A 19,980-nucleotide genomic window follows, 5' to 3' on the forward strand; every position below is an offset into this window, starting at 1 on the left:
CGAAAGCGTGTTGGGATCAGAGTCCGGCCAGGGCGCGCAGATCGCCCTCCGGGCGGGCGCCGAAATGGGAGATCACCTCGGAAGCGGCCACCGCGCCGATCCGGCCGCATTCGGCGATCGGCAGGCCGCGCGCCAGACCGAACAGGAACCCGGCCGCATAGGCGTCGCCCGCACCCGTGCTGTCGCGCAGGGTGGTCGGCTCCGCCGCGATGTCGGTGCGCTCGCCGCGGCAGAACACCACGCTGCCTTTCTCGCCGCGCGTCAGCACCGCGAGGTCGACGTCGCGCCCGGCATGCTCGGCGGCCCGCTCGAAATCATCCGTCTCGTAGAGCGACAGGATCTCGTCCTCGTTGGCGAACAGGATGTCGACATGGCCGGCGGCAAGCGCCCGGAACGCGTCGCGATGGCGGCCGACGCAGAAAGGATCGCTGAGGCTGAGCGCCACCTTGTGGCCGGCGCCATGGGCGATCTCGGCCGCGCGCCGGAACGCCTCCTGGGCTGCCGGCGGGTCGAACAGATAGCCCTCGAGATAGAGCATGCGCGACGTGGCGATCGCGCGTTCGTCCAGATCGGCCGGGCCGAAGGCGGTGCAGGCGCCGAGATAGGTGCTCATGGTGCGCTGCCCGTCCGGGGTCACCAGGATCAGGCAGCGTGCGGTGGAATGGTCGCCCGCGCGGTCCGCGTCGAGTGGCGCGGTGGGGTAGAAGATGCCGGCGCTGCGCAGATCGTCGGCATAAGCGAGGCCGAGCGCGTCGGCGGCGACCGTGCCGAGATAGGCGGTGCGTGCGCCGAGCAGCGACGCCGCCACCGCCGTATTGGCGGCCGAGCCGCCGCCGGTCTGTTGTTCCGGCGTGAGGCGGGCATAGAGCGCGTCGGCGCGGGCGGCGTCGATCAGGGTCATGCTGCCCGGAACCAGCCCTTCGGCTTCCGGCACACCGGGCTGCACGGGCGCCAGCACGTCGACGATGGCGTTGCCGATGCAGAGCAGATCGAACTCCGCGTCGGCGGAAGCGGACAGAAATGGCACGGTGTCGGTCTCGTTCGCGAAAGGAAGCGTCTCGCTATCACCGCCCCGATCGGGCGGCAACGCGGGCCCCGAACGGGCGCTTCCCGGGGCGCCTCGTTTCCGTTCGGCTTACGGAACGGCCTACAAACCCTTCATTCGCCTGCTTGTCGCCCACCATCGGCTGCGTGTAAGCCGTTCATCGGTCTTGTGCAGGGCAGATGCCCGGAAAGCACAAGCGCCGCTCGGAACCGAACGATCGATCAGAGCAGCGGGGTTCATTTGTTCAACAGACGCAAGCCCGAAGTGGCAGCCGCCCCCATCAAGACAGGCCCGGCGACGTCCAGCCCCATGCAGAACGGCCCCGAGGCCGGCCGCGCTCCCGCCGGGAGCGCTTCCACACCCGTATCCACTCCAACCGCGCCGAAGGAGGCCCCGATGGGTCGTTCCCCGTTCCCTGCCCCCCCGTCCCCCCCGTCGGCGGCCCCTGCCGCCGCGCAGCCCGCCCAGCCCGGCGCCGCGCCGCGCGCGCCGATGCCCGGCGCCGTTCCGGGCCAGCCCGGCGGCCCCGCCGCTCCGAAGAAGGACGCCGTGGAGCGCCGCACCCTGGTGGTCGGCCGCGGCATCTCCGTTCAGGGCGTGGTGCAGGATGCCGAGCGCCTGGTGGTCGAGGGCACGGTTGAGGCGACCATGATCCATGCCACCGAGCTGTCGGTCGCGCCGGGCGGCGTGTTCCGCGGCGAGGTCGAGGTCGAGGATGCCGAGCTGGCCGGCACCGTGGACGGTACGCTGACCGCGCGCGGCAACCTGACCATCCGCGCCACCGGCCGCCTGATCGGCACCGCCAAGTGCCGCCGCCTCCAGGTCGAGGATGGCGGTCAGGTGACCGGCCGTCTCGAGATGATCACCGACGGCGCCGCTCGTTCGGCCACCCCGGTGGGCGAGCCGATCACCGCCAGCCGTCCGGCCCCGGTGCCGACCCCGGCGCTCGATCCCGCCGCGCCGCCGGCCTGATCCGGTTTGCGGGAGCCGGCGTTTCGCGCCGGTTCCCCCGCCCGGTCCGCTTTCCAGGCGGGCCGGTTCCGCTCTGGCACCGGCGATCGTCGCCGGATGCCGTGCGGACAGCTCTTTTCTTTCCGCTCGGCCACCGAATAATCTGGCTGGAAGAGCGGAGATCAGATCGTGGCCAGTGATCCGGATATCGCCCGAGGCGCCGTTTCGACTGCTTTGCGATATTCCCTGGTGGGCCGGACGATCGACGTTCCCGGCTTCATCGAGCGTTTCAGGCAGGGTGCCCAGGCGCATGCCGGCCAGAGCGGGACTCTGGGTGCGAAATACTCGACCATCGGCGATCGGTTCTGCATTCCCAATCTGAGCGACGTCGCGTCCCGCATCAATCACGATCCGGCCATCACGGATGTGCGCTGGGCGGCGTACATGCTGGCGACGACCTATTGGGAAAGCGCGCATATCGTCGATTCCGGCATCAAGCGGAAGCACGGGCATGGCGACTACCGTGTGACCGAGACCTTCGTGCCGGTGGAAGAATCCGACAAAGGCGGCACGCGGGCCTATGCGAAGCCGGTGCGTGTGGCGCGATCGGGCAACGGCGCGCGGGTGACGGCCAGCGACGGCAAGGTGTTTCTGGTCGCCGCAGACGGAAGCTACCATCCCGAACATGCCGTGGGTGGCCACCATCACCGTGCCAGAACGTCGGCCCCGCATCATGCGGCGTCCGGTCCGGCCGGAGGCGCCGGCGTATCCAGAGTGTATTTCGGGCGCGGTTACGTGCAGCTCACCTGGTGGTACAACTATGCCAAGGCGGGTGCGGCGACCGGAAAGGGGCTGGATTTCCTGTTCGACCCGGATCTGGTTCTGGACGCGGACAATGCCTATCGCATCATGTCCACCGGCATGTGCGACGGCACGATCTTCGCGAACGGGCATCGGTTCAGCGATTATTTCATCGGCGCCGTGAGCGACTATGCCCATGCGCGGCATATGGTGAACGGGATGGATCAGGCGGAAACGATCGCCAGCATCGCCCGTGCGATCGAGGCGTGTTTGATGGAGAGCATCACGCCGAAGGCGGCCGCGTGATGGGGATTGCGTGAAGGGTCTTCTTTTTCTGAAGAAAAAGAAGCAAAAAGACTTTTATCCGCTTGGTCCTGTCTGGCGGCTCGTGCCTGTAATCAAGCAATCAGAAGTTCTTTGGTTCTTTCTTCCAAGAAAGAACGCTTCCTCCTTCCGTCTTCGACTCTGAGTAGATGATATCTATCAGGGGCGCGGCAAATGTCTGTCGGCGCGGCAACGGTCGAGCGGCAGCGGCGTCGCATTCGTCAGCTTGGTCACATGCATGGTGCCGCGGTCGGTTTCCGCGTCGATGCAGCCGCAGCCATAGCCGTGCGATCCGTTCTGCTCGACCCATCCTTTGGTGGACATGTCGGGCATGTCGTCGAACCCGTCGGCGGTGAAGCCGCCTTGTTCGGCGATGGTCCAGGTTCCGCTCCGGTCCTTGAGCCACCAGTTGCCGGGGGTCGGGTTCTCCACCCAGCCGCAGCGATGGGCGGGAGCGGCCTGGCCCGCGCCTGCGGCCGAGAGCGCCGCCAGAAACAAGGCGACGGCGAGATGGTGCCGTTTCATGATCCGTCATCCCCGAGGCTGGGCGTGCTCGAACACGCCGGCGAAGAACACGCTACAGCAGCCGTGCGGGTTGCCAAGCCGCCGAGCGGACCGCTTCGCGCGGGGCTGTTATCCGTTCGGATGCCGGAATCGTGCCCGGTTCCGGGCTCGACAGGGGCGCGACCGCGTCGCTAGCTTGGCTCTCGGGCCGGAAGCGTGCGGGGTCGCCGCAGGCTGCCGCATGTCCGCTTTCCATCCAGCAAGGAGTTTCCCATGGCCTGGACCACCCCGCGCATCGTCGAGATCCCCGTCGGCGCCGAGATCAACAGCTACGTTTGCGGCACACGCGCCTGATCGATCGCTGATCGATCCGGAATGATCCATGCCATCGTGCTGGGCGCCGCGGCCGGGGGTGGTTTTCCGCAATGGAATTCCAATGCCCCCGGTTGCAACCGGGCGCGTGCCGGCGATCCGGCCGCCCTGCCGCGCACGCAGACATCCGTGGCCGTGTCCGGCAACGGCGAAAGCTGGATCGTCCTGAACGCGTCGCCCGATCTGCGCATTCAGATCGAGCGCACGACGCAGCTTCATCCGAAACACGGGCTTCGCAGCACGCCGATCGCTGCAGTGGCGCTCACCGGCGCCGAGGTGGACAGTGTCGCCGGGCTCCTGACCCTGCGCGAATCCCAGCCGTTCCGGCTTCTGGCGACCGCCGATACGCTGGCGCAACTGGCGCGCAACCCGATCTTCGACGTGCTCAGGAGCGATGTCGTGTCGCGCACGGCCCTGGCGGTGGACGAGGCGGTGGCGGTGGAGGCCTGTGGACTGCAGATCACGGCGTTCGCCGCGCCTGGCAAGGTGCCGCTTTATGCGGAGACGGGCGAGAACGATGCGTCGGACGATGCCACGGTCGGGTTCGAGATTGACGACGGCGGTCGTCGCCTCGTGTTTCTGCCCGGATGTGCCCGTTTGACGGAGGCGCTGCTGGCGCGTCTCGACGGGGCGGATACGGTGATGTTCGACGCCACGCTCTGGCGTGACGACGAGATGATCCGGGCCGGGCTCGGTCCGAAGACCGGGGCGCGCATGGGGCATATGTCCGTGTCCGGCCCGTCGGGGGTGATCGCCGGGCTGAGCGGGATCGCGATCGGGCAGCGAATCCTGATCCATCTGAACAATTCGAACCCGCTGCTGCTGGGCGACAGCCCGGAGCGGCGCGAGGCCGAGGAAGCCGGCTGGCGCGTGGCGTTCGACGGCATGGAGATCGTGCTGTGAGCGGGATTCTGACCCCGGACGGGCTGGAAGCGGCTCTGCGCCGGATCGGTGCCGAGCGCTACCACAACCTGCATCCGTTCCATCGCGCTCTGCATGACGGTCGGCTCGACCGGACCCAGGTGCAGGCCTGGGCGCTGAACCGGTATTGCTACCAGAGCCATATTCCGATGAAGGACGCGACCTTGCTGGCGCGTCTGCCGACGGCGGAGCTGCGTCGTGCGTGGCGCACGCGTCTGGTGGACCATGACGGCGAGGTGCCGGGCGAGGGTGGCGTCGCCCGCTGGTTGGTTCTGACCGATGCGCTCGGGCTCGACCGCGCCTTCGTGGAATCGCTGTCCGGTATCCTGCCGGCGACGCGGTTCGCGGTGGAGGCTTACGTGCATTTCGTGCGCGACCGGTCGATCCTGGAGGCGATCGCCTCCTCGCTGACGGAGTTGTTCGCGCCGACCATCATCAGCGAGCGCGTATCGGGCATGCTCCGGCATTACGCGTTCGTGGATCAGCGGGCGCTGGCCTATTTCACGCCGCGTTTGACGCAGGCACCGCAGGATTCCGCGTTCGCCCTGGCCTATGTGCGCGAGCATGCGGTGACGGCCGCGCAGCAGGACGCGGTTCTGGCGGCACTTCGATTTAAATGCGATGTGCTCTGGTCGATGCTGGATGCGCTGGAGCACGCCTATGTGGTGCCCGGCCAAATCCCTCCGGGAGCGTTTCGTCCGTGAGTGCGGCGGAGAGCTCCGTGCCGGCCTTCGTGCGCGGCACGCGCCTGAGCCACGACAAGGCGCGGGATCGCTGGGTGGTGTTGGCGCCAGAGAAGCTGTTCGTGCCGGATCAGACCGCTCTGGCAGTCCTGCAGCTCGTGGACGGAGCGCGCAGCATCGGCGCGATGGTGGACGAGCTGGCCGCGCGCTTCGACGCGCCGCGCGGGGTGATCGCGGCCGACGTTCTGGCGATGGTGGACGACCTGATCGCGCGCAAGGTGCTGAAGGCGTGAACGGCCCGCTCAGCCTGCTGGCCGAGCTGACGCATCGTTGTCCGCTGCGCTGTCCGTACTGTTCCAACCCGGTGGCGCTGGAACGGCGGGAGGGCGAGCTGGACACGGCGGAATGGTGCGACGTGCTCGACCAGGCGGCGGGTCTGGGCGTACTGCATGTGCATTTCTCCGGCGGGGAGCCGATGGCGCGGCCGGATCTGCCGGATCTGGTGCGGCATGCGTTCGGGCTGGGGCTCTACACCAACCTGATCACCTCCGGCGTGCTGATGGATGCGGCGCGGGTCGCGGCGCTGGCGGAGGCGGGGCTCGACCATGTGCAGCTCTCTTTCCAGGACGTCGTGCCGGCGGAGGCGGACCGGATCGGCGGCTATCGCGGCGGGCATGACGCCAAGCTGCGTGCGGTGGAACTGATCCGTGACGGCGATCTGCCGCTGACCTTCAACTTTGTGGTGCATCGGCAGAACTGCGCGCGCATTGGCGCCATGATCGATTTCGCCGCCGCGGCGGGGGCGAACCGGGTGGAGATCGCCCACACCCAGTATCATGGCTGGGCGGAGACCAATCGCGGTGCGCTGCTGCCGGATCGAGCCCAGCTCGAGGCGGCCGACCGGGCGGTGGCGGAAGCACGGCTGCGTCATGGCGATGGGCTGACGATCGACTACGTGACGCCGGACTATCATGCCGACGAACCCAAGCCGTGCATGGGTGGATGGGGCAGTCGGTTCCTGAACGTCGCGCCGAACGGGATCGCGCTGCCGTGTCATGCGGCGCAGACGATCCCGGGGTTGCGGTTTCCATCGGTGCGCGAGCAGAGGCTGGCGGAGATCTGGGCGCGGTCGGAGGCGTTCGAGCGGTTCCGGGGCGAGGATTGGATGCCCGAGACATGTCGGAGCTGTGACCGGCGCGCGATCGACCATGGCGGGTGCCGTTGCCAGGCGTTGGCGCTGGCGGGCGATGCGTCGGCGATGGATCCGGTATGCGGCCGGTCGCCGCATCGTTCCGCCGTGGATGCGATCCTGGCGGAACGGCCTGTGGTGGCGCCGGAACTCGTCTACCGGCGGTATTGAAAACCGGCCCGGCGATAGCCGGACCGGGGCGGGCGGTCAGGGTGCCGTGGCGTAGAGTGCGGCCACGTCGTGCGAGAGGGCGGCCCGGCTGTCGGGACGGGTGTAGAGCATGTGGCCGCCCGGATAGAGCTTGAGGCGGATGCGGTCGCGGCCGACGGGGATATGTTCCACCAGCCAGCGCGAGCCGGAGAACGGGCAGGCCAGATCGAACATGCCGTGGGCGATGAACACGTGCAGCGACGGGTTCAGCGCCAGCAGCTTGCGAAGCTCCGGCATGTTGTGCGCCATCGGCTCGCCGTCGGCCTTGTAGTCCCAGGCGCCGTTCACCTCGAGATTGAGCAGGTCGTATTTCAGCTCGGTGTGGAAGCCGAGCGTGTCGCCGACATAGCCGGTGAAGGCGTTGCCGTAGGCAAGGCCGAACCCGGCGAGCACCGGCTCGGGGCTGTCCGAATTGTCTTCCCCGCTCGGATACGGGTCGGCGATCGAGAGCGTGTCGTCGTAGAGGCTGTAGAGGCGGCCGTCGCGGCTGCGGACATCGTGCGACTGCACATCGAGCATGCCGCGCTGGGCGGTGACGACGCGTTCCGGCACGCCGGTCATGTCGGCGATCTTGCCGTAGAACTGTTTCGCCACGTCGCCGGTGGGGGGCGCGCCGGCGAGGATCGAGACATAGGGGCCGAAGGCGTAGTGATAGGCGTCGTCCAGCGCCTGCGGGGTGAGAGTGTGGCGGCGTTCCATCTCGCCGGCGGCGAGGCTGGGCAAGGTGATGGCGTTGCCGATCGGGTCGGCGTTGTTGTCGAGCAGACCCATCTCGATCGCCGGCGACACCATGACGATGCCGGACAGCAGGATGTTCTGCTCGGTTTCCAGCGCATAGGCGGTGCGGATGGAGCGGATGCCGCCATAGCTCTCGCCGACCAGATATTTGTTGGAGCTTTCGCGGTGGTTGCGTTCGATCCAGAGGCGGATGGCCTGAGCGAAGGCGGAGCCGTCCTGCTTGACGCCGTAGAATTCCTTGGCGGCCTTGTCCGGATCGACCGGGCGGCTGTAGCCGGTGCCGACCGCGTCGATGAACACCATGTCGGTGAAGCGCAGCCAGCTATCCGGGTTGGGGGCCAGGATGGCGTTGGCGCCGTCGGTCGGGTTGGCGGTGGGGAAGTTCAGCACCACGGGGCCTGCCGCGCCGAGATGCAGAAACGCGCTGCCGGCACCGGGGCCGCCATTGAAGAAAAAGCTGACCGGCCGTTTCCGCGCGCCCTGACCGTCGGCGACGTAGGAGACATAGAAGACCTTCGCCGAAGGCGCTCCCTTGTCGTCGCGCAGCACGAGCGTGCCAGCCGTGGCGGTGTAGGCAATGGCGGGGCCGCCGGGGGCGCTGAAGCTGTGATGGGTGACGCTGTCGCCCGGCAGCAGGGCGATCTGGGCGTTGTCGATCTTGGGCTGCGGCTCGGCCGGTGCCGTGGCGGCCTCGGGTGGCTGTGTGGTCTTGCCCGGAGGTTCGGCGGCGAAGGCCGGTGCTGCAGAGAGTGCGAGCACGCCCACCAGGGGAAGAAGAGACGGGAGAAACGAGCGGGTCATCGCGTGTCCGTTGTTGCAGTCGGGTTGGACTGTTTCGGCAAACCGCGCCCGCGTCCAGTCGGGTACGCGGCGGAACGCGGTGCAGGCATCGCCGTTGAGCGCCCATGCCGAACATGATGCCGCCCACCGACGACGATGCGCTCTGGATGCAACGGGCGTTGGAGCTTGCCCGCGCCGGTGAGAACAGCCGTGGCGGCGGTCCGATCGGCTGCGTCATCCTGCTGGACGGGCAGGTTGTAGGCGAGGCGCATAACGAGGTATCGGCCGACCACGATCCGACCGCCCATGCCGAGACCACGGCGATCCGACGGGCCTGTGCGGCGCTGGGGCGCGACGATCTTCGCGGGGCGACGTTGTATTCGACGCTGCAGCCTTGCGGCATGTGCTCGATGGCGAGCATCTGGACCAGCGTGGGCCGGATCGTCTATGGCGCCGGCCGACCGGACGTGCATCGCATGTATTTCGAGTGCCGGTCGCTGAACCTGGACGATATCCTGGCGGATGCGTATCGCGACGATATCCGTTTCACCGCCGGGGTTCTGCGCGAGGACTGTGCGGCGTTGTACTACGGACCCGGGGACGAGCCTCCGGTCGAGGAGCAGGCCAACATCTAGTGTTTGTGCCGCCCGCTGGTTTTCTCCGCCTTGGCGGCTTTCATCGCTTCTTCGGTGAGGCGGCGTTCGTTCTTCTTCAGGAAAATAAAGGTCGGCACCGCGATCGCCAGAGCGAGGACGCCCATCCCGATGCCGATCGGGCCGGAGAGCTTCTCCACCTGGTTGCCGAGCAGGTAGGCCGCAAAGGAGTAGCCGCCGGCCCAACCGATGCCGCCGAGCGCGTTCCAGAACAGGAAGCTGTGCCAGGGCATGCGATTGGCGCCGGCGAGAAGGGCGGCGAAAGTGCGCAGAATGGCGATGAACCGGCCGAAGAACACGACCTTGCCGCCATGGCGTCGGAACAGATAGCGGCCGAGAGTGAGACGGTCCTCGGTCAGGCCGACGTGACGGCCCCATCGGGCGAGAACGCGGAAGCCCACCGACCGGCCGATCAGATAGCCGAAATTGTCGCCCATGATCGCGCCGGTGACGGCGACGGCGATGACCCAGTAAATATCAAGCTTGTGCGTGGTGGCGCAGTAGAGGGCTGTGCCGATCAGCAGGCTTTCGCCCGGCAATGGCGCACCCATGCTTTCCAGCATCACCACAAGACCGACCAAGCCATATCCGTAATGGGCGAGCAGATGGTCGAGATGGTGCATGTGGGGGTCGGAGCGCTCGCAGATGAACCCGTCAGGAACCGGCTGTGGCCGGCTCTGTCAAGACGTGGCCGATGAGACGTTCGGCGATGGCGTCCGCATTCATGCCTTCCGGGACGATCATCATCTCGCCCGGTGCATCGCCGCGCATCGCCACCACGCCGCCACGCGGGCAGATATCCAGGCAACCGACCTGGATCACCCGGACACGCTTTCGCTGTCCGCGATCGCGGAGGGTGTGCTTGAGGACGCCGGCGAGGGATTCGTCGCCCTTGGGCCCGAAGCCGCCGCCGAGCTTCTTGCCGCATTTGCGACACAGAAGCACGGAGGTCGTCCATGGGCCGCGCGCCGTGGTGATCTCGCCCGGCACCGCCTTGTGTTTCTCGCCCACCTGTTTCCTCCCGTCCGGAGCGGCTGCAACGCCGTGGCCGGGAGATGGTGGCATGCGTGGTCTCAGGAGGAGGTGGTGGCGGCGCTGAGCAGCGATGTCACCGCGCTCATGTCGACGGAGGTACTGCCCATCTGCACGTTCACGCCGCCATTGCTGTTCTTGCTGATGCCGGTGATGGTGCCGATCACGCTGAACGGCACTGCGTTGGAGCTGCCGGACGCGTTCGGCGTGACCACGGCGACGTCGTAGGTGCCGTCCGGGAGCGTGTTGCCGGCGTCGTCCTTGCCGTTCCAGCTCCATGTGCTCGTTCCCGCGGGAATGTCGACCGACCGATTGGCGACTACCTTGCCGGCGGAGTTGGTGACGGCGATGCCCACTGTTTCCGCCGTGCCGAGATTGAATTGCAGCGTGCCGGAGGCGTTCTGAAGCGCCATCTGGCTGGACGACACCACGGCCTGCTTGCCGACGAACGAGGAACTCTGACTCACCTCGCTGGTCTGATTGAGGGCGATCAACTGATTCAGGTTGGTGTTGGTCTTGATCTGTTCTTCCACCCCGGCGAACTGGGCGAGTTCGCTGGTGAAGCTGCTGGTGTCGGTGGGGCTGGTCGGGTCCTGGTGCTGCAGCTGCGCCGTGAGCAGGGTGAGGAATTGGTTGTAGTTGCTGGTGAGCGACGACAGGGAGTTCGGTGTGTTCGCGCTGGTGCTGGAAGCGGCGCTGCTGGCCACGTTGCTGGTGTGCGCTTTCTTGGCTGCCGTCGCGGCCGCCGTCGCCAGATCGGTCGATGAGATGATGCTGCTCACGGGGAAGGTCCTTTTTGCTGCGTCAGGCCGTGATGCTCACGCCGGTCCGGTAGGTGCGGGTCCCCAGGAAGGCGGCGGGGATTGTCTGTGTCTCGTTTTGTGCAAGGCGGTCGCTGGGCCGGCGCGGCTGGGGCTCACGGTCCTGGCGCCAGGATTGATCGCTTCCCTGGCTACCGGTCTGACTGCCCGTTTGGCTACCGGTCTGGCCGCCCGTATCCGTGTTCGTTGTCGTCGTGTCAGGCTGATGTGGCGCTAACTCGAATGAGATCTGTCGGTCTGTGGCCGGGATCGCAGCGGCATCCAGCGCCGCATGCAGATGGGTCTGCTCCGCCATCAGGCTGCGCAGCGTTCCGGGCTCCGTGGCGGCCACGACGATACGAACGGCACCGGCGGCGTCGCGATCGAGCCTGATCCTCACCTCGCCGAGTTCTTTCGGATGCAGCGACACTTCCATGCTGCTGGCACCGTTCGAGCCTTGCGCCAGCGACACGACCGGACCGGTCAGTTGTTCGGCCGCACCCTGCCCGTATCGTGTCGGCTCGGTGGCGGTGGCTGTTGCGACCGGTGCTGGTCCCGTCGCAACGGATACCGGACCTTGCGGGGCCTGGGATGCCATCAAGACCTCCCATTGCTGCGGACCGGGTGCGTTGGCCGTTGTCGCCGACGCTTCGAGGCGATTGGAGCCTGGATGCGAAGATGCTTCCGCGACTGCAATCTTTGTGTCCTGTGAGGCGGTATCGCCAGCCGACTCGCCCGCGTTCTTCGGTGCCCCTGCTTGCACGGTGCCGGACTGCGCCGCATGGGCGGAGGCGGAGCTGGCTCGGCTGTGCGTTTCCCCAGGCGTTCCGTTTCGCCCCGGCTGAGCCGTTTCCGGAGGGGGCGGCAGTTCCGCTGTTATCTGCGAAGGGGGGGATGGCAGTTCGCCCGCCGGCTTCGTGCTTGGCGCATCGTCGTCGGAAGCCTTCGCATCGTGTCGTGTTCTGGCACGCGCGATCGCTTGCGACGGTTTGGCTGTCACGGCCGTGCTCGCAGGCGGAATGCCGCTTGCGACGGGAGAAGCAACCGCGCCGGAATCCACCGCGATCTTCGCCGAAATCGTTTCCGGTGAAAGGACGGGTCTTGGGGCATCGCTGGGCATCGTCTCGGTTCGCGGCTTGTCCGTTTGCGGGGTTGGACTGTCGGAGTCTGCCGTCCTTTGGTTAGTTTTCTGTGAAGATGCGGAAAAATCATCCGTTCGCAGACGCTCGGTGCGGGATCGTGCGCTGTGGGGCCGCGTGGCAGTCGGCGACGGCGTATCCAGGTCGTCCGTGCGCGTTCCCGGGTCGGGCCGGACGGATGCGATGGCGGTCTGATTCTGCGTCATCGTAACGGCCGCGAGGCTCGACGGCGTGCGAGAGAGGGAGCCGATCGACTCGGAACTCGTCCGGAGTTGGCCGTTTGGGGGAACCGAAGTCGCGATGTCGGTGGCCGTGCTGAGCGCGTTCTCCGCCGGTATTTGGTTTGGGAGGTCGCCTTGTGATGCGGTCGACGCCGTGCCGAGAGTGGTCTGGTTCGGCACAGCCGTATTGCCGGCAAGCGGCTTCGATCCTTTCGGATCGTCCGACACACACGGTTGGACGGGCCGGCGCGGGTCGGGAACCGTCTGCAATGCATCCTGGAGATGCGTTCCGAACGAGGTTGCCGATGCCGTGTCGATCAACGGCGATTTGGCTGCGATCTTCGTGGTGATCGGACACACGGTGATATTGGACATCGAGACCCCCTGCACGGCCTGTGCAAGCGACGGGCCAGTGCGTTTTTCGCACGAAGATCGCGACTGAAGGGCCGGCATCGTTCGTGCTGGGCAGGAATGGCCCGGCAATTCCTGCCGATCGGCACAAGATCGGACGGGGCGAGATAGGGTTTCGTTCGAAAACTGCCCGATCGACGTGGCGAAGTCTCTGGCACGCTTCCTGCTCTATGCCCTCTGAACGGATCACCATCCACGAGGGAACAGGCCATGTCGGTTTTCGGCGCACTAAACACGGCAGTCAGCGGCCTGTCCGCGCAGTCGCATGCTTTCACGGATATCAGCAACAACATCGCGAACAGCCAGACGGTGGGCTACAAGGCCACCGAGACTAGCTTCAGCGACTACGTGCTGACATCCGCTGCGACGCAGGGAACGTCCGAGACGGTTCGTGCCGCGACCACCTATCAGAACCAGAGCCAGGGCACGATCACGGCCAGCTCGAATGCGTTGGCGTTGGCGATCTCGGGCAACGGGTTCTTCAACGTGGCGGAGGAGAGCGGCGATTCCACGTCGAGTTCGACGGCGTTCCAGACGACGAACTATTATACCCGGAACGGCGATTTCACGCAGAACAATCAAGGCTATCTGGTCAACTCGTCCAACGAGTATCTGAAGGCCTATACGGTGAATCCGGATGGTTCGGTGAACACCACCAGCCTCAATCCGATCAATGTATCCAACGTGACGTTCCGCCCGACGCAGACCGGGACGATCACCTACGGGGCGAGTCTGCCGGGGAGCGCCGCATCGGGCGGCGGGGCGAGCCCGGCGACCACGCAGTCGCAGACGGTCTACGACTCTTCGGGCAAGTCCCACACGATGAACTTCAGCTGGACGCCAGTGAACGGGTCGAGCAATAGCTGGACAGTGTCCTCGACGGTGGACGGTGCCTCCACGCCGAGCGCGTCGGCGCTGGTGACATTCGGGTCGGACGGCACCATGCAATCCGTTGCCCAACAGACCAATGTGGGTTCCACCCCTGCAGCCTATGGGCCCGCCACCACCATCACCGGGTCCATGGCCAGCTTCTCGGTGCCGACCGGTCTGAGCGGCGGTTCGCAGGCCGTCACCGTGAAGTTGGGTTCGATCGGGTCGAGCTCGGGTACGGTGATGGCGACCAATCCCGCCAGCCCCGGCTCCGCCGCCACCATCCAGAGCGATAGCGTGACGTCGGGTTCCTATACCGGCATCACCATGACCTCGGACGGCAATATCATGGCAACGTTCGACAACGACCACTCGCAGCTGATCGGCAAGATTCCCCTCGCCACCTTTGCCAATGCGAACGCTCTGACGGCGCATGACGGCCAGGCCTATACATCGTCCTCCGGTTCCGGCACGGCCGTGCAGTCTCTGGCGAGCCAGAACGGTGCCGGCGCGCTGGAAACTTCGTCGGTAGAGAACTCGACCACCAGCCTGGATACCGACCTCACCCGGTTGATCACCGCGCAGCAGGCCTATGGCGCCAACGCGAAGGTGGTGACCACGGCTAACGACATGCTGCAGACCGTTCTGGCCATGAAGCAGTAGCGTTAACCCTTTCTAAAGGATTGGCCGCTATCCTGCCGTCTCTGCAATCGGCTTGGAGAATGGCGGGAGAAAGCCGTGGGGCTCAACAGTTCACTGGCGATCGCATCCAGCGGCTTGTCGGCGCTTCAGTCGGAAATGGCTGTTGCGTCGCAGAATGTTTCGAACGCCAGCACAGTTGGCTATGTCGCAGAACGGTCGAGTGTTTCGTCGCGTACTGCGGGGGGTCAGGGTGGCGGCGTCGTAGTCGGTCTGACGACCCGCGCGGTCAACGCGGCGTTGGAGAACAGCCTATATACTCAGAATGCGGTGGTCGGCAGTCTGACCACCATCAACGATGGGCTGTCCACCATCTCGGCGCTCCAGGGCTCCACGAGTGCCGCCCCCGGCAGTAGCAATACCTTGGCCGATAATGTCGGCAATCTGCAAACGAGCCTGACGACGCTGGACGGCGATCCGACCAATTCGGCGGCGCAGCAGGCGGTGGTGAGTGCAGCCGGCAATCTGGCCAGTGGTCTGCGGTCCACCGCGGCGGCCTACCAGACCGCGCGGCAGGCGTCGCAGGAGGCGATCGTCGATCAGGTCTCTACCGTGAACCAGGATCTGGGGCAGATCGGCAAGCTTTCGAAGCAGATCGGCCAGCTCCGGGTCATGGGCCAGAGCACGGCCGATCTGGAGAACCAGCGTGCTGCGGCGATGAGCAGTCTGTCCAGCGTTCTCTCGGTTCGATTTCAGGAAACCTCCACCGGTGACATGCTGGTGAGCGCCGCCGACGGCACCAACTTGCCGACCCATCAGGCCGACGGCCCCCTTTTCACTGCGGACGCGACGCTGGACGCTACGAAAGCCTATCCCGGCTCGATTCCGGCAATCACGTTGCATGTGGATGGCACGCCGTCCTCGACACCGGACCGGGACGTCACGACGTCGCTGTCCGGTGGCACTCTGGGCGGTAACATCCAGCTCCGCGACCAGATCCTGCCGACCATGCAGGCAGAACTCGATTCGTTCTCGCAGACCCTTGCGTCGCGTTTCGATGCACAGGGTCTGACCTTGTTTTCCAACTCCGACGGCACCGTACCGGGGGCCAACACCATCGCCATGGCGCCCGCGGGACAGCTTGGTTTTGCCGCCACCATTCAGGTCAATCCTGCGGTTGCCGCCAATGCGTCCACAGTGCGGGACGGTACGCACGATGTGGCGGGATCGGCCACGGGAGCGTCGGCCTTCACGGTGAACACTACGCGGGGCAGTAGCGATACCACCTTGCTGAACCGTCTGCTGACCTTCTCGCTCGGCACAGTCGTGCAGCCCGGGGTGAGCCAGGTTGCTTCCGCCACCACCGGCCTGGGCGCCAATGGAACCCTTTCTGCGCCCTATAGCGGGAGCGGATCTCTCACCGCGCTGGCCGCGACGCTGACCAGCGCGCAAGGGGCGACCATCGGCGACACTACAAGTGCCTTGTCGGACGGAACCGCCCTGCAAACGGCGATGACCAGCAAGATCGCCTCGGTGTCCGGGGTTTCGGTGGACGACCAGATGGCGGCCATCGTCGCTCTGCAGAATGCGTATTCGGCCAATGCCAAGGTGATCACGGCTGTGCAGTCGATGTTTACCTCTCTTCTGACCGCCATCAGCTGAGCTTCGCCATGACGATCCCCAGCATCAACGGTGGTTCGCCTTCCATGCTGTCCCTCACCGGGGCGCTGGATCGGCTGAACACGCAGTACGCGTCGTTGCAGGGCCAGACGGCGTCCGGCGTCGTGTCGGATAGCTATGCCGGGCTCGGGTCCAGTCGCTACCAAGCCTTGTCGCTTCAGCCGCAGCTGACTGCCATCAGCGGTTGGCAGCAGAACATCTCGACGTCCCAGAACAATCTCAGCGTGGCACAGACAGCGCTGAGCCAGATCGGCAACATTGCCAGCACCTTGCAGACCAACCTGATCACCTTGCAGAGCGACCATAGTGCATCGACCGTCAGTGCCATCGCCACGCAGGCCCGTCAGGCACTGACGACGCTTGCAGCATTGGCCAACACGCAAAGCGGCAACACCTACGTGTTCGCGGGCACCCAGCAGGACACTCCGCCGCTATCGGACCCGGGGGATATTCTTCAAAGCACCACCGTGACCTCGATCGTTGCCAGCGTGGCATCGCTAGGGACCGTGGGGGCCAACGCTGTGGAAGGCGCGACGCTTGCTGCTGCGTCCGACAACGGCGCCGGCCGCTCGCTGTTCTCCGCTGCGCTGAGCACAGACCCGACCACGGCCAGTGCGCAGGCGCAGAGCACGATCGTCGGATCGGACAACCGGCTGACTGTGGGTTTCGTTCTGACAGGAGGTACTGCGGCCACGAGCAGCTCGACGGGCTCGCCAATACGCGATCTGATCCGACAGCTTGCCGTCGTGGCCAGTCTACCGAGCGCCGACTCGAACAGCGCGGCTTTTTCCAGTCTGGTGAACACCATGGTCGGCAGTGTGCAGGCCACGGGTGCGGCGATCACAGGGACGCAGGCGGCGCTCGGCCAGACTCAGAACGACCTCGCCACGCAATCCGGTTCGCTATCCACCTTGTCGGACGCTCTGACCCGTCAACTGGGCAGTTTGAAAGATGCCGATCCGGCAACGCTGGCTACGCAGCTTTCGGATATCCGCAATCAGCTCACCGCGTCCTACAGTTTGATCGCGGACATGAAAGGACTTTCGCTGGCCTCCTATATTTGATGAGGAGGCTTAACGTTTTCGCAACAGACCTCGGTTTATGGTCTCAGAACGCGAACAGCGATCCAGTTGTTTGCAGGATACGGTGCCGAATGTCTCATCTCGTGCTTGAACTTCGCCCCGGCGAGACGATGCTCGTGAACGGAGCTGCCATCCGCTTCAGGAACCGTTGCAGGGTGGAGCTGGTGTCCAAGGCGCGCTTTCTGTTCGGCAAGCAGATCCTGGAGGATCATGACGATGCGACCGTCCCGGAGCGTCTCTACTGCGCTATCCAGACCCTATACGTCGGCCAGCCGGACGGCGAACCCGACGCCCGCGCCCGCGTCGAGGCGCTTCTGTCCGAAATGAGGCCGGATGAGCTACCGGGCCTGCCGGATGCGGCGGCGCGGATCGGCGCCCTGATCGAGCGCGGCGATCACTATGCCGCTCTCAAGCTGCTTCGTAGTGCGTTGCGGCCTGCGCCGACGGAATCGGCCCGGTCTCGCGTGGCCGAGGCCGTCTAGCGCGCCGCACAGACTACCGGCGAGGCTGGGGGCGTCTGGTTGCCCCGGTCGGCTCGGTTGCGCATACTCCCGATCGGGCGCGGCCATTGCGAAGCCCCGAGGGAGTGTCATGAGCTCGTTCGCCACTTTATTAATCGGCGATCCTGCGCCCTGGTTCCGCCAGCGCTGCACCACTCCGCACGGCGACTACACCTTCGACATGTCCGCCGGCCGGTTCGTTCTGCTGTTCCTGTTCGGAAGTTCGACAGCTGTTCCGGTGCGCAGCGGCCTCGATCGAATTGTCGGCCGACGCGACCTGTTCGATGACAGGAATGGTTCTTTTTTCGGCGTCAGCGCCGACCCGGGGGACGAGGAAAGTTTGCAGGCTGTTCTGCCCGGCATCCGTTTCTTCAGGGATGCGGACGGCACCGTCGGGCGGCTCTATGGCAGCAGACCGGCTGACGGGAACGGCCCTGGACGGACCATCTGGTTCCTTCTGGATCGCTCCCTGCGCGTGATCGCAGTGATGCTCGATGCACCAGGAGCCGCGGAACAGATGGTGGCGGCACTCGAACGGGCTCTGCAGCACGAGCAGGCGGCCATCGAATGGCCTGCACCCGCGCTGGTTTTGCCGAATGTTTTCGAACCCGAATTCTGCACTAGGCTGATCGACTACTATGGGCGGCAGGGCGGAACTCCTTCGGGCGTCTTTACTCAACGTGGCGACGCGCCCTCGCACGCCGTGACGGACAACCGGTTCAAGCGCCGGAACGATTGCCTGGTACGCGATCGGGCGCTGGTGGAGCAGATCCAGGCCCGTATCGTGCGCCGCGTGGTGCCTGCGATCCGCAACGCGTTCCAGTTCGAGGCAACCCAGCTCGACCGGCTGATTCTCGCTTCCTATGACAGTGCCGAGCTCGGCTGTTTTGGGCCGCATCGGGACAACACCGTTTCGGCGACGGCCCACCGCAAGTTCGCCGTTTCCATCAACCTGAATGATGGTTTCGAAGGCGGCGAGCTGATGTTTCCAGAGTTCGGGATGAGGCGATATCGGCCCGGCACTGGCGGTGCGGTGATCTTTTCTTGTTCCTTGATGCACCAGGTGACGCCTGTCACCGCCGGAAGGCGCCTCGCCTGTCTGCCATTCGTCTATGACGAGGCGGGTGCCGCCTTGAAGCGGACCAATCAGGCCGCCGCCGCCGCGTCCGCAGGCTCTTGAGTCGGAGACGGAGCGTCCCACATGTTCGATGGTCCGATGGCCTATGCGTTGCCTCCAAGAGGGACGTTCTGAGCGTCGGATCGATCGTCGCCTGCTGAAAAGGGACAGAATTTGATGGATATGGAAAGCTTTACCGAACGGTCACGCGGCTTCCTCCAGGCCGCTCAGACCATCGCTCTTCGCGACTATCACCAGCGCCTGACGCCCGAGCATCTGCTGAAGGCCATGCTCGACGACCCCGAGGGGGCAGCATCGGCGCTGATCCGTGCCGCCGGAGGCAATCCGGACCTCGCGAAAACCGCCGTGGAAGCCGATCTGGCCAAGCTGCCGAAGGTGCAGGGGGCCGGTGCTGGTCATCCGCAAGCCACGCCCGAACTCGTGCGGGTGCTGGATCAGGCCGAGCAGGGTGCCAAGAAGGCGGGCGACAGCTTCGTCGCCCAGGATAGGCTACTGGTGGCATTGGCGGCCTCTGACCAGCCGGCCGGTGCGGCTCTCGCGCGATCCGGCGCATCCGCCGTCGCTCTGGAGCAGGCTCTCGCCGCGGCCCGTAAGGGACGCAAGGTCGATAGTGCCAATGCGGAGGCCGGCTTCGATGCTCTGAAGAAATATGCGCGCGACGTCACGGAAGTGGCGCGGTCGGGGAAGCTCGACCCGGTGATCGGCCGTGATGAGGAGATCCGCCGGACCATCCAGGTGCTGGCGCGGCGTACCAAGAACAATCCGGTGCTGATCGGAGAGCCCGGGGTCGGCAAGACGGCGATCGTCGAGGGGTTGGCACTTAGGATCATCAACGGCGACGTACCGGAGGCGCTGAAGAACAAGCGCCTGCTGGCGCTCGATCTCGGTGCGCTAGTGGCCGGCGCCAAGTTCCGGGGCGAGTTCGAGGAGCGGTTGAAAGCGGTCCTGAAGGAGATCGAGTCGGCGTCCGGGCAGGTGATCCTGTTCATCGACGAGATGCATACGCTAGTGGGAGCCGGGCGCACCGACGGCGCCATGGACGCGTCCAACCTGTTGAAGCCGGAACTGGCGCGCGGGGTGTTGCACTGCATTGGCGCGACCACACTCGACGAGTATCGGAAATACATCGAGAAGGATCAGGCGCTTGCGCGCCGGTTCCAGCCTGTCTTTGTGGGTGAGCCGTCCGTATCCGACACGATTTCGATCCTCCGTGGCATCAAAGAAAAATACGAGCTTCATCACGGCATCCGCATCACCGACGGTGCGCTGATCGCCGCGGCCAACCTGAGCAACCGCT

Annotated in this window: 21 protein-coding genes (1 of these 21 cut by a window edge); 14 read left to right on the forward strand and 7 right to left on the reverse strand. The window is 65.7% G+C overall.

All coding sequences use genetic code 11. The annotated features are described in order from the left end of the window. Positions 1-16: 16 nt before the first annotated feature. On the reverse strand, positions 17-1,027 hold the full coding sequence (locus ACZ5BM_RS09840) for an adenosine kinase (RefSeq protein ID WP_498907723.1): 1,011 nt from the start codon (positions 1,025-1,027) through the stop codon (positions 17-19). A 414-nt stretch (positions 1,028-1,441) separates the two neighbouring features. Between ACZ5BM_RS09840 and ACZ5BM_RS09845 the strand changes: the two genes are divergently transcribed. Continuing rightward, on the forward strand, positions 1,442-2,017 hold the full coding sequence (locus tag ACZ5BM_RS09845) for a bactofilin family protein (protein WP_498907724.1): 576 nt from the start codon (positions 1,442-1,444) through the stop codon (positions 2,015-2,017). A 168-nt stretch (positions 2,018-2,185) separates the two neighbouring features. Continuing rightward, positions 2,186-3,103 carry a glycoside hydrolase family 19 protein gene (locus tag ACZ5BM_RS09850; RefSeq protein WP_498907725.1) on the forward strand — a complete coding sequence of 306 codons (918 nt, stop codon included), beginning with the start codon at positions 2,186-2,188 and terminating at the stop codon, positions 3,101-3,103. A gap of 177 nt (positions 3,104-3,280) precedes the next feature. On the opposite strand, the gene ACZ5BM_RS09855 is transcribed toward ACZ5BM_RS09850, so the two are convergent. Further along, positions 3,281-3,646: a DUF4087 domain-containing protein gene (locus ACZ5BM_RS09855; protein ID WP_498907726.1), complete on the reverse strand. Its 366-nt coding sequence runs from the start codon at positions 3,644-3,646 to the stop codon at positions 3,281-3,283. A gap of 195 nt (positions 3,647-3,841) precedes the next feature. Between ACZ5BM_RS09855 and pqqA the strand changes: the two genes are divergently transcribed. Genes pqqA through pqqE form a run of 5 tightly spaced genes read left to right on the forward strand, consistent with a single transcriptional unit; the run spans position 3,842 to position 6,961 of the window. Then, positions 3,842-3,979, forward strand: coding sequence for a pyrroloquinoline quinone precursor peptide PqqA (gene pqqA / locus ACZ5BM_RS09860; protein WP_498907727.1), 138 nt, complete (start codon positions 3,842-3,844; stop codon positions 3,977-3,979). A 21-nt stretch (positions 3,980-4,000) separates the two neighbouring features. After that, on the forward strand, positions 4,001-4,900 hold the full coding sequence (pqqB, locus tag ACZ5BM_RS09865) for a pyrroloquinoline quinone biosynthesis protein PqqB (protein ID WP_498907728.1): 900 nt from the start codon (positions 4,001-4,003) through the stop codon (positions 4,898-4,900). Then, on the forward strand, positions 4,897-5,622 hold the full coding sequence (pqqC, locus tag ACZ5BM_RS09870; RefSeq protein WP_498907729.1) for a heme oxygenase-like domain-containing protein: 726 nt from the start codon (positions 4,897-4,899) through the stop codon (positions 5,620-5,622). Before pqqB ends, pqqC begins: the two co-directional genes overlap by 4 nt. After that, a complete protein-coding gene (pqqD, locus tag ACZ5BM_RS09875) occupies positions 5,619-5,894 on the forward strand; it encodes a pyrroloquinoline quinone biosynthesis peptide chaperone PqqD (RefSeq protein ID WP_498907730.1) in 276 nt (91 codons plus the stop codon). The genes pqqC and pqqD overlap by 4 nt, the downstream gene beginning before the upstream one ends. Next, positions 5,891-6,961 (forward strand): pyrroloquinoline quinone biosynthesis protein PqqE, encoded by a 1,071-nt coding sequence (gene pqqE, locus ACZ5BM_RS09880; protein ID WP_498907731.1) that lies wholly within the window; start codon positions 5,891-5,893, stop codon positions 6,959-6,961. Before pqqD ends, pqqE begins: the two co-directional genes overlap by 4 nt. 36 nt (positions 6,962-6,997) lie before the next feature. On the opposite strand, the gene ACZ5BM_RS09885 is transcribed toward pqqE, so the two are convergent. Continuing rightward, positions 6,998-8,539, reverse strand: coding sequence for a S10 family peptidase (locus tag ACZ5BM_RS09885; protein ID WP_498907732.1), 1,542 nt, complete (start codon positions 8,537-8,539; stop codon positions 6,998-7,000). A 104-nt stretch (positions 8,540-8,643) separates the two neighbouring features. On the opposite strand from ACZ5BM_RS09885, the gene ACZ5BM_RS09890 reads away from it, so the two are divergent. After that, the gene (locus ACZ5BM_RS09890; RefSeq protein WP_498907733.1) at positions 8,644-9,153 is read left to right on the forward strand and encodes a nucleoside deaminase; all 510 of its coding nucleotides are present in this window, start codon (positions 8,644-8,646) and stop codon (positions 9,151-9,153) included. On the opposite strand, the gene ACZ5BM_RS09895 is transcribed toward ACZ5BM_RS09890, so the two are convergent. The 4 genes from ACZ5BM_RS09895 to ACZ5BM_RS09910 all read right to left on the reverse strand — a co-directional run bounded on the left by ACZ5BM_RS09895 (position 9,150) and on the right by ACZ5BM_RS09910 (position 12,738). Continuing rightward, entirely contained in the window at positions 9,150-9,794 is a 645-nt protein-coding gene (locus ACZ5BM_RS09895; protein WP_498907734.1) for a DedA family protein, read from the reverse strand. The two genes, ACZ5BM_RS09890 and ACZ5BM_RS09895, sit on opposite strands and share 4 nt — an antisense overlap. A gap of 31 nt (positions 9,795-9,825) precedes the next feature. Further along, on the reverse strand, positions 9,826-10,182 hold the full coding sequence (locus ACZ5BM_RS09900; RefSeq protein WP_498907735.1) for a hypothetical protein: 357 nt from the start codon (positions 10,180-10,182) through the stop codon (positions 9,826-9,828). 62 nt (positions 10,183-10,244) lie between these two features. After that, entirely contained in the window at positions 10,245-10,985 is a 741-nt protein-coding gene (locus ACZ5BM_RS09905) for a flagellar hook assembly protein FlgD (RefSeq protein ID WP_498907736.1), read from the reverse strand. 22 nt (positions 10,986-11,007) lie between these two features. Next, complete coding sequence (locus ACZ5BM_RS09910) at positions 11,008-12,738, reverse strand: flagellar hook-length control protein FliK (protein WP_498907737.1); 1,731 nt, start codon at positions 12,736-12,738, stop codon at positions 11,008-11,010. Between the two features lie 246 nt (positions 12,739-12,984). Between ACZ5BM_RS09910 and ACZ5BM_RS09915 the strand changes: the two genes are divergently transcribed. The 6 genes from ACZ5BM_RS09915 to clpB form a co-directional block, all read left to right on the forward strand. Beyond that, positions 12,985-14,307 (forward strand): flagellar hook protein FlgE, encoded by a 1,323-nt coding sequence (locus ACZ5BM_RS09915; RefSeq protein WP_498907738.1) that lies wholly within the window; start codon positions 12,985-12,987, stop codon positions 14,305-14,307. Positions 14,308-14,382: 75 nt separating this feature from the next. After that, on the forward strand, positions 14,383-15,945 hold the full coding sequence (flgK, locus tag ACZ5BM_RS09920) for a flagellar hook-associated protein FlgK (protein WP_498907739.1): 1,563 nt from the start codon (positions 14,383-14,385) through the stop codon (positions 15,943-15,945). A gap of 8 nt (positions 15,946-15,953) precedes the next feature. Beyond that, the gene (locus tag ACZ5BM_RS09925) at positions 15,954-17,027 is read left to right on the forward strand and encodes a flagellin family protein (protein WP_498907740.1); all 1,074 of its coding nucleotides are present in this window, start codon (positions 15,954-15,956) and stop codon (positions 17,025-17,027) included. A gap of 89 nt (positions 17,028-17,116) precedes the next feature. Further along, positions 17,117-17,527, forward strand: coding sequence for a flagellar biosynthesis repressor FlbT (locus ACZ5BM_RS09930; protein WP_498907741.1), 411 nt, complete (start codon positions 17,117-17,119; stop codon positions 17,525-17,527). 109 nt (positions 17,528-17,636) lie between these two features. Beyond that, a complete protein-coding gene (locus ACZ5BM_RS09935; protein ID WP_498907742.1) occupies positions 17,637-18,725 on the forward strand; it encodes a 2OG-Fe(II) oxygenase in 1,089 nt (362 codons plus the stop codon). A gap of 114 nt (positions 18,726-18,839) precedes the next feature. After that, positions 18,840-19,980 carry the 5' portion of an ATP-dependent Clp protease ATP-binding subunit gene (gene clpB / locus ACZ5BM_RS09940; RefSeq protein ID WP_498907743.1) on the forward strand. Its footprint extends 1,478 nt past the window's final position, so only the first 1,141 of its 2,619 coding nucleotides appear in the window; it begins with the start codon at positions 18,840-18,842; its stop codon lies beyond the right edge, outside the window.

The sequence above is a fragment of the Lichenicola sp. GTC18331 genome, from assembly GCF_055386855.1.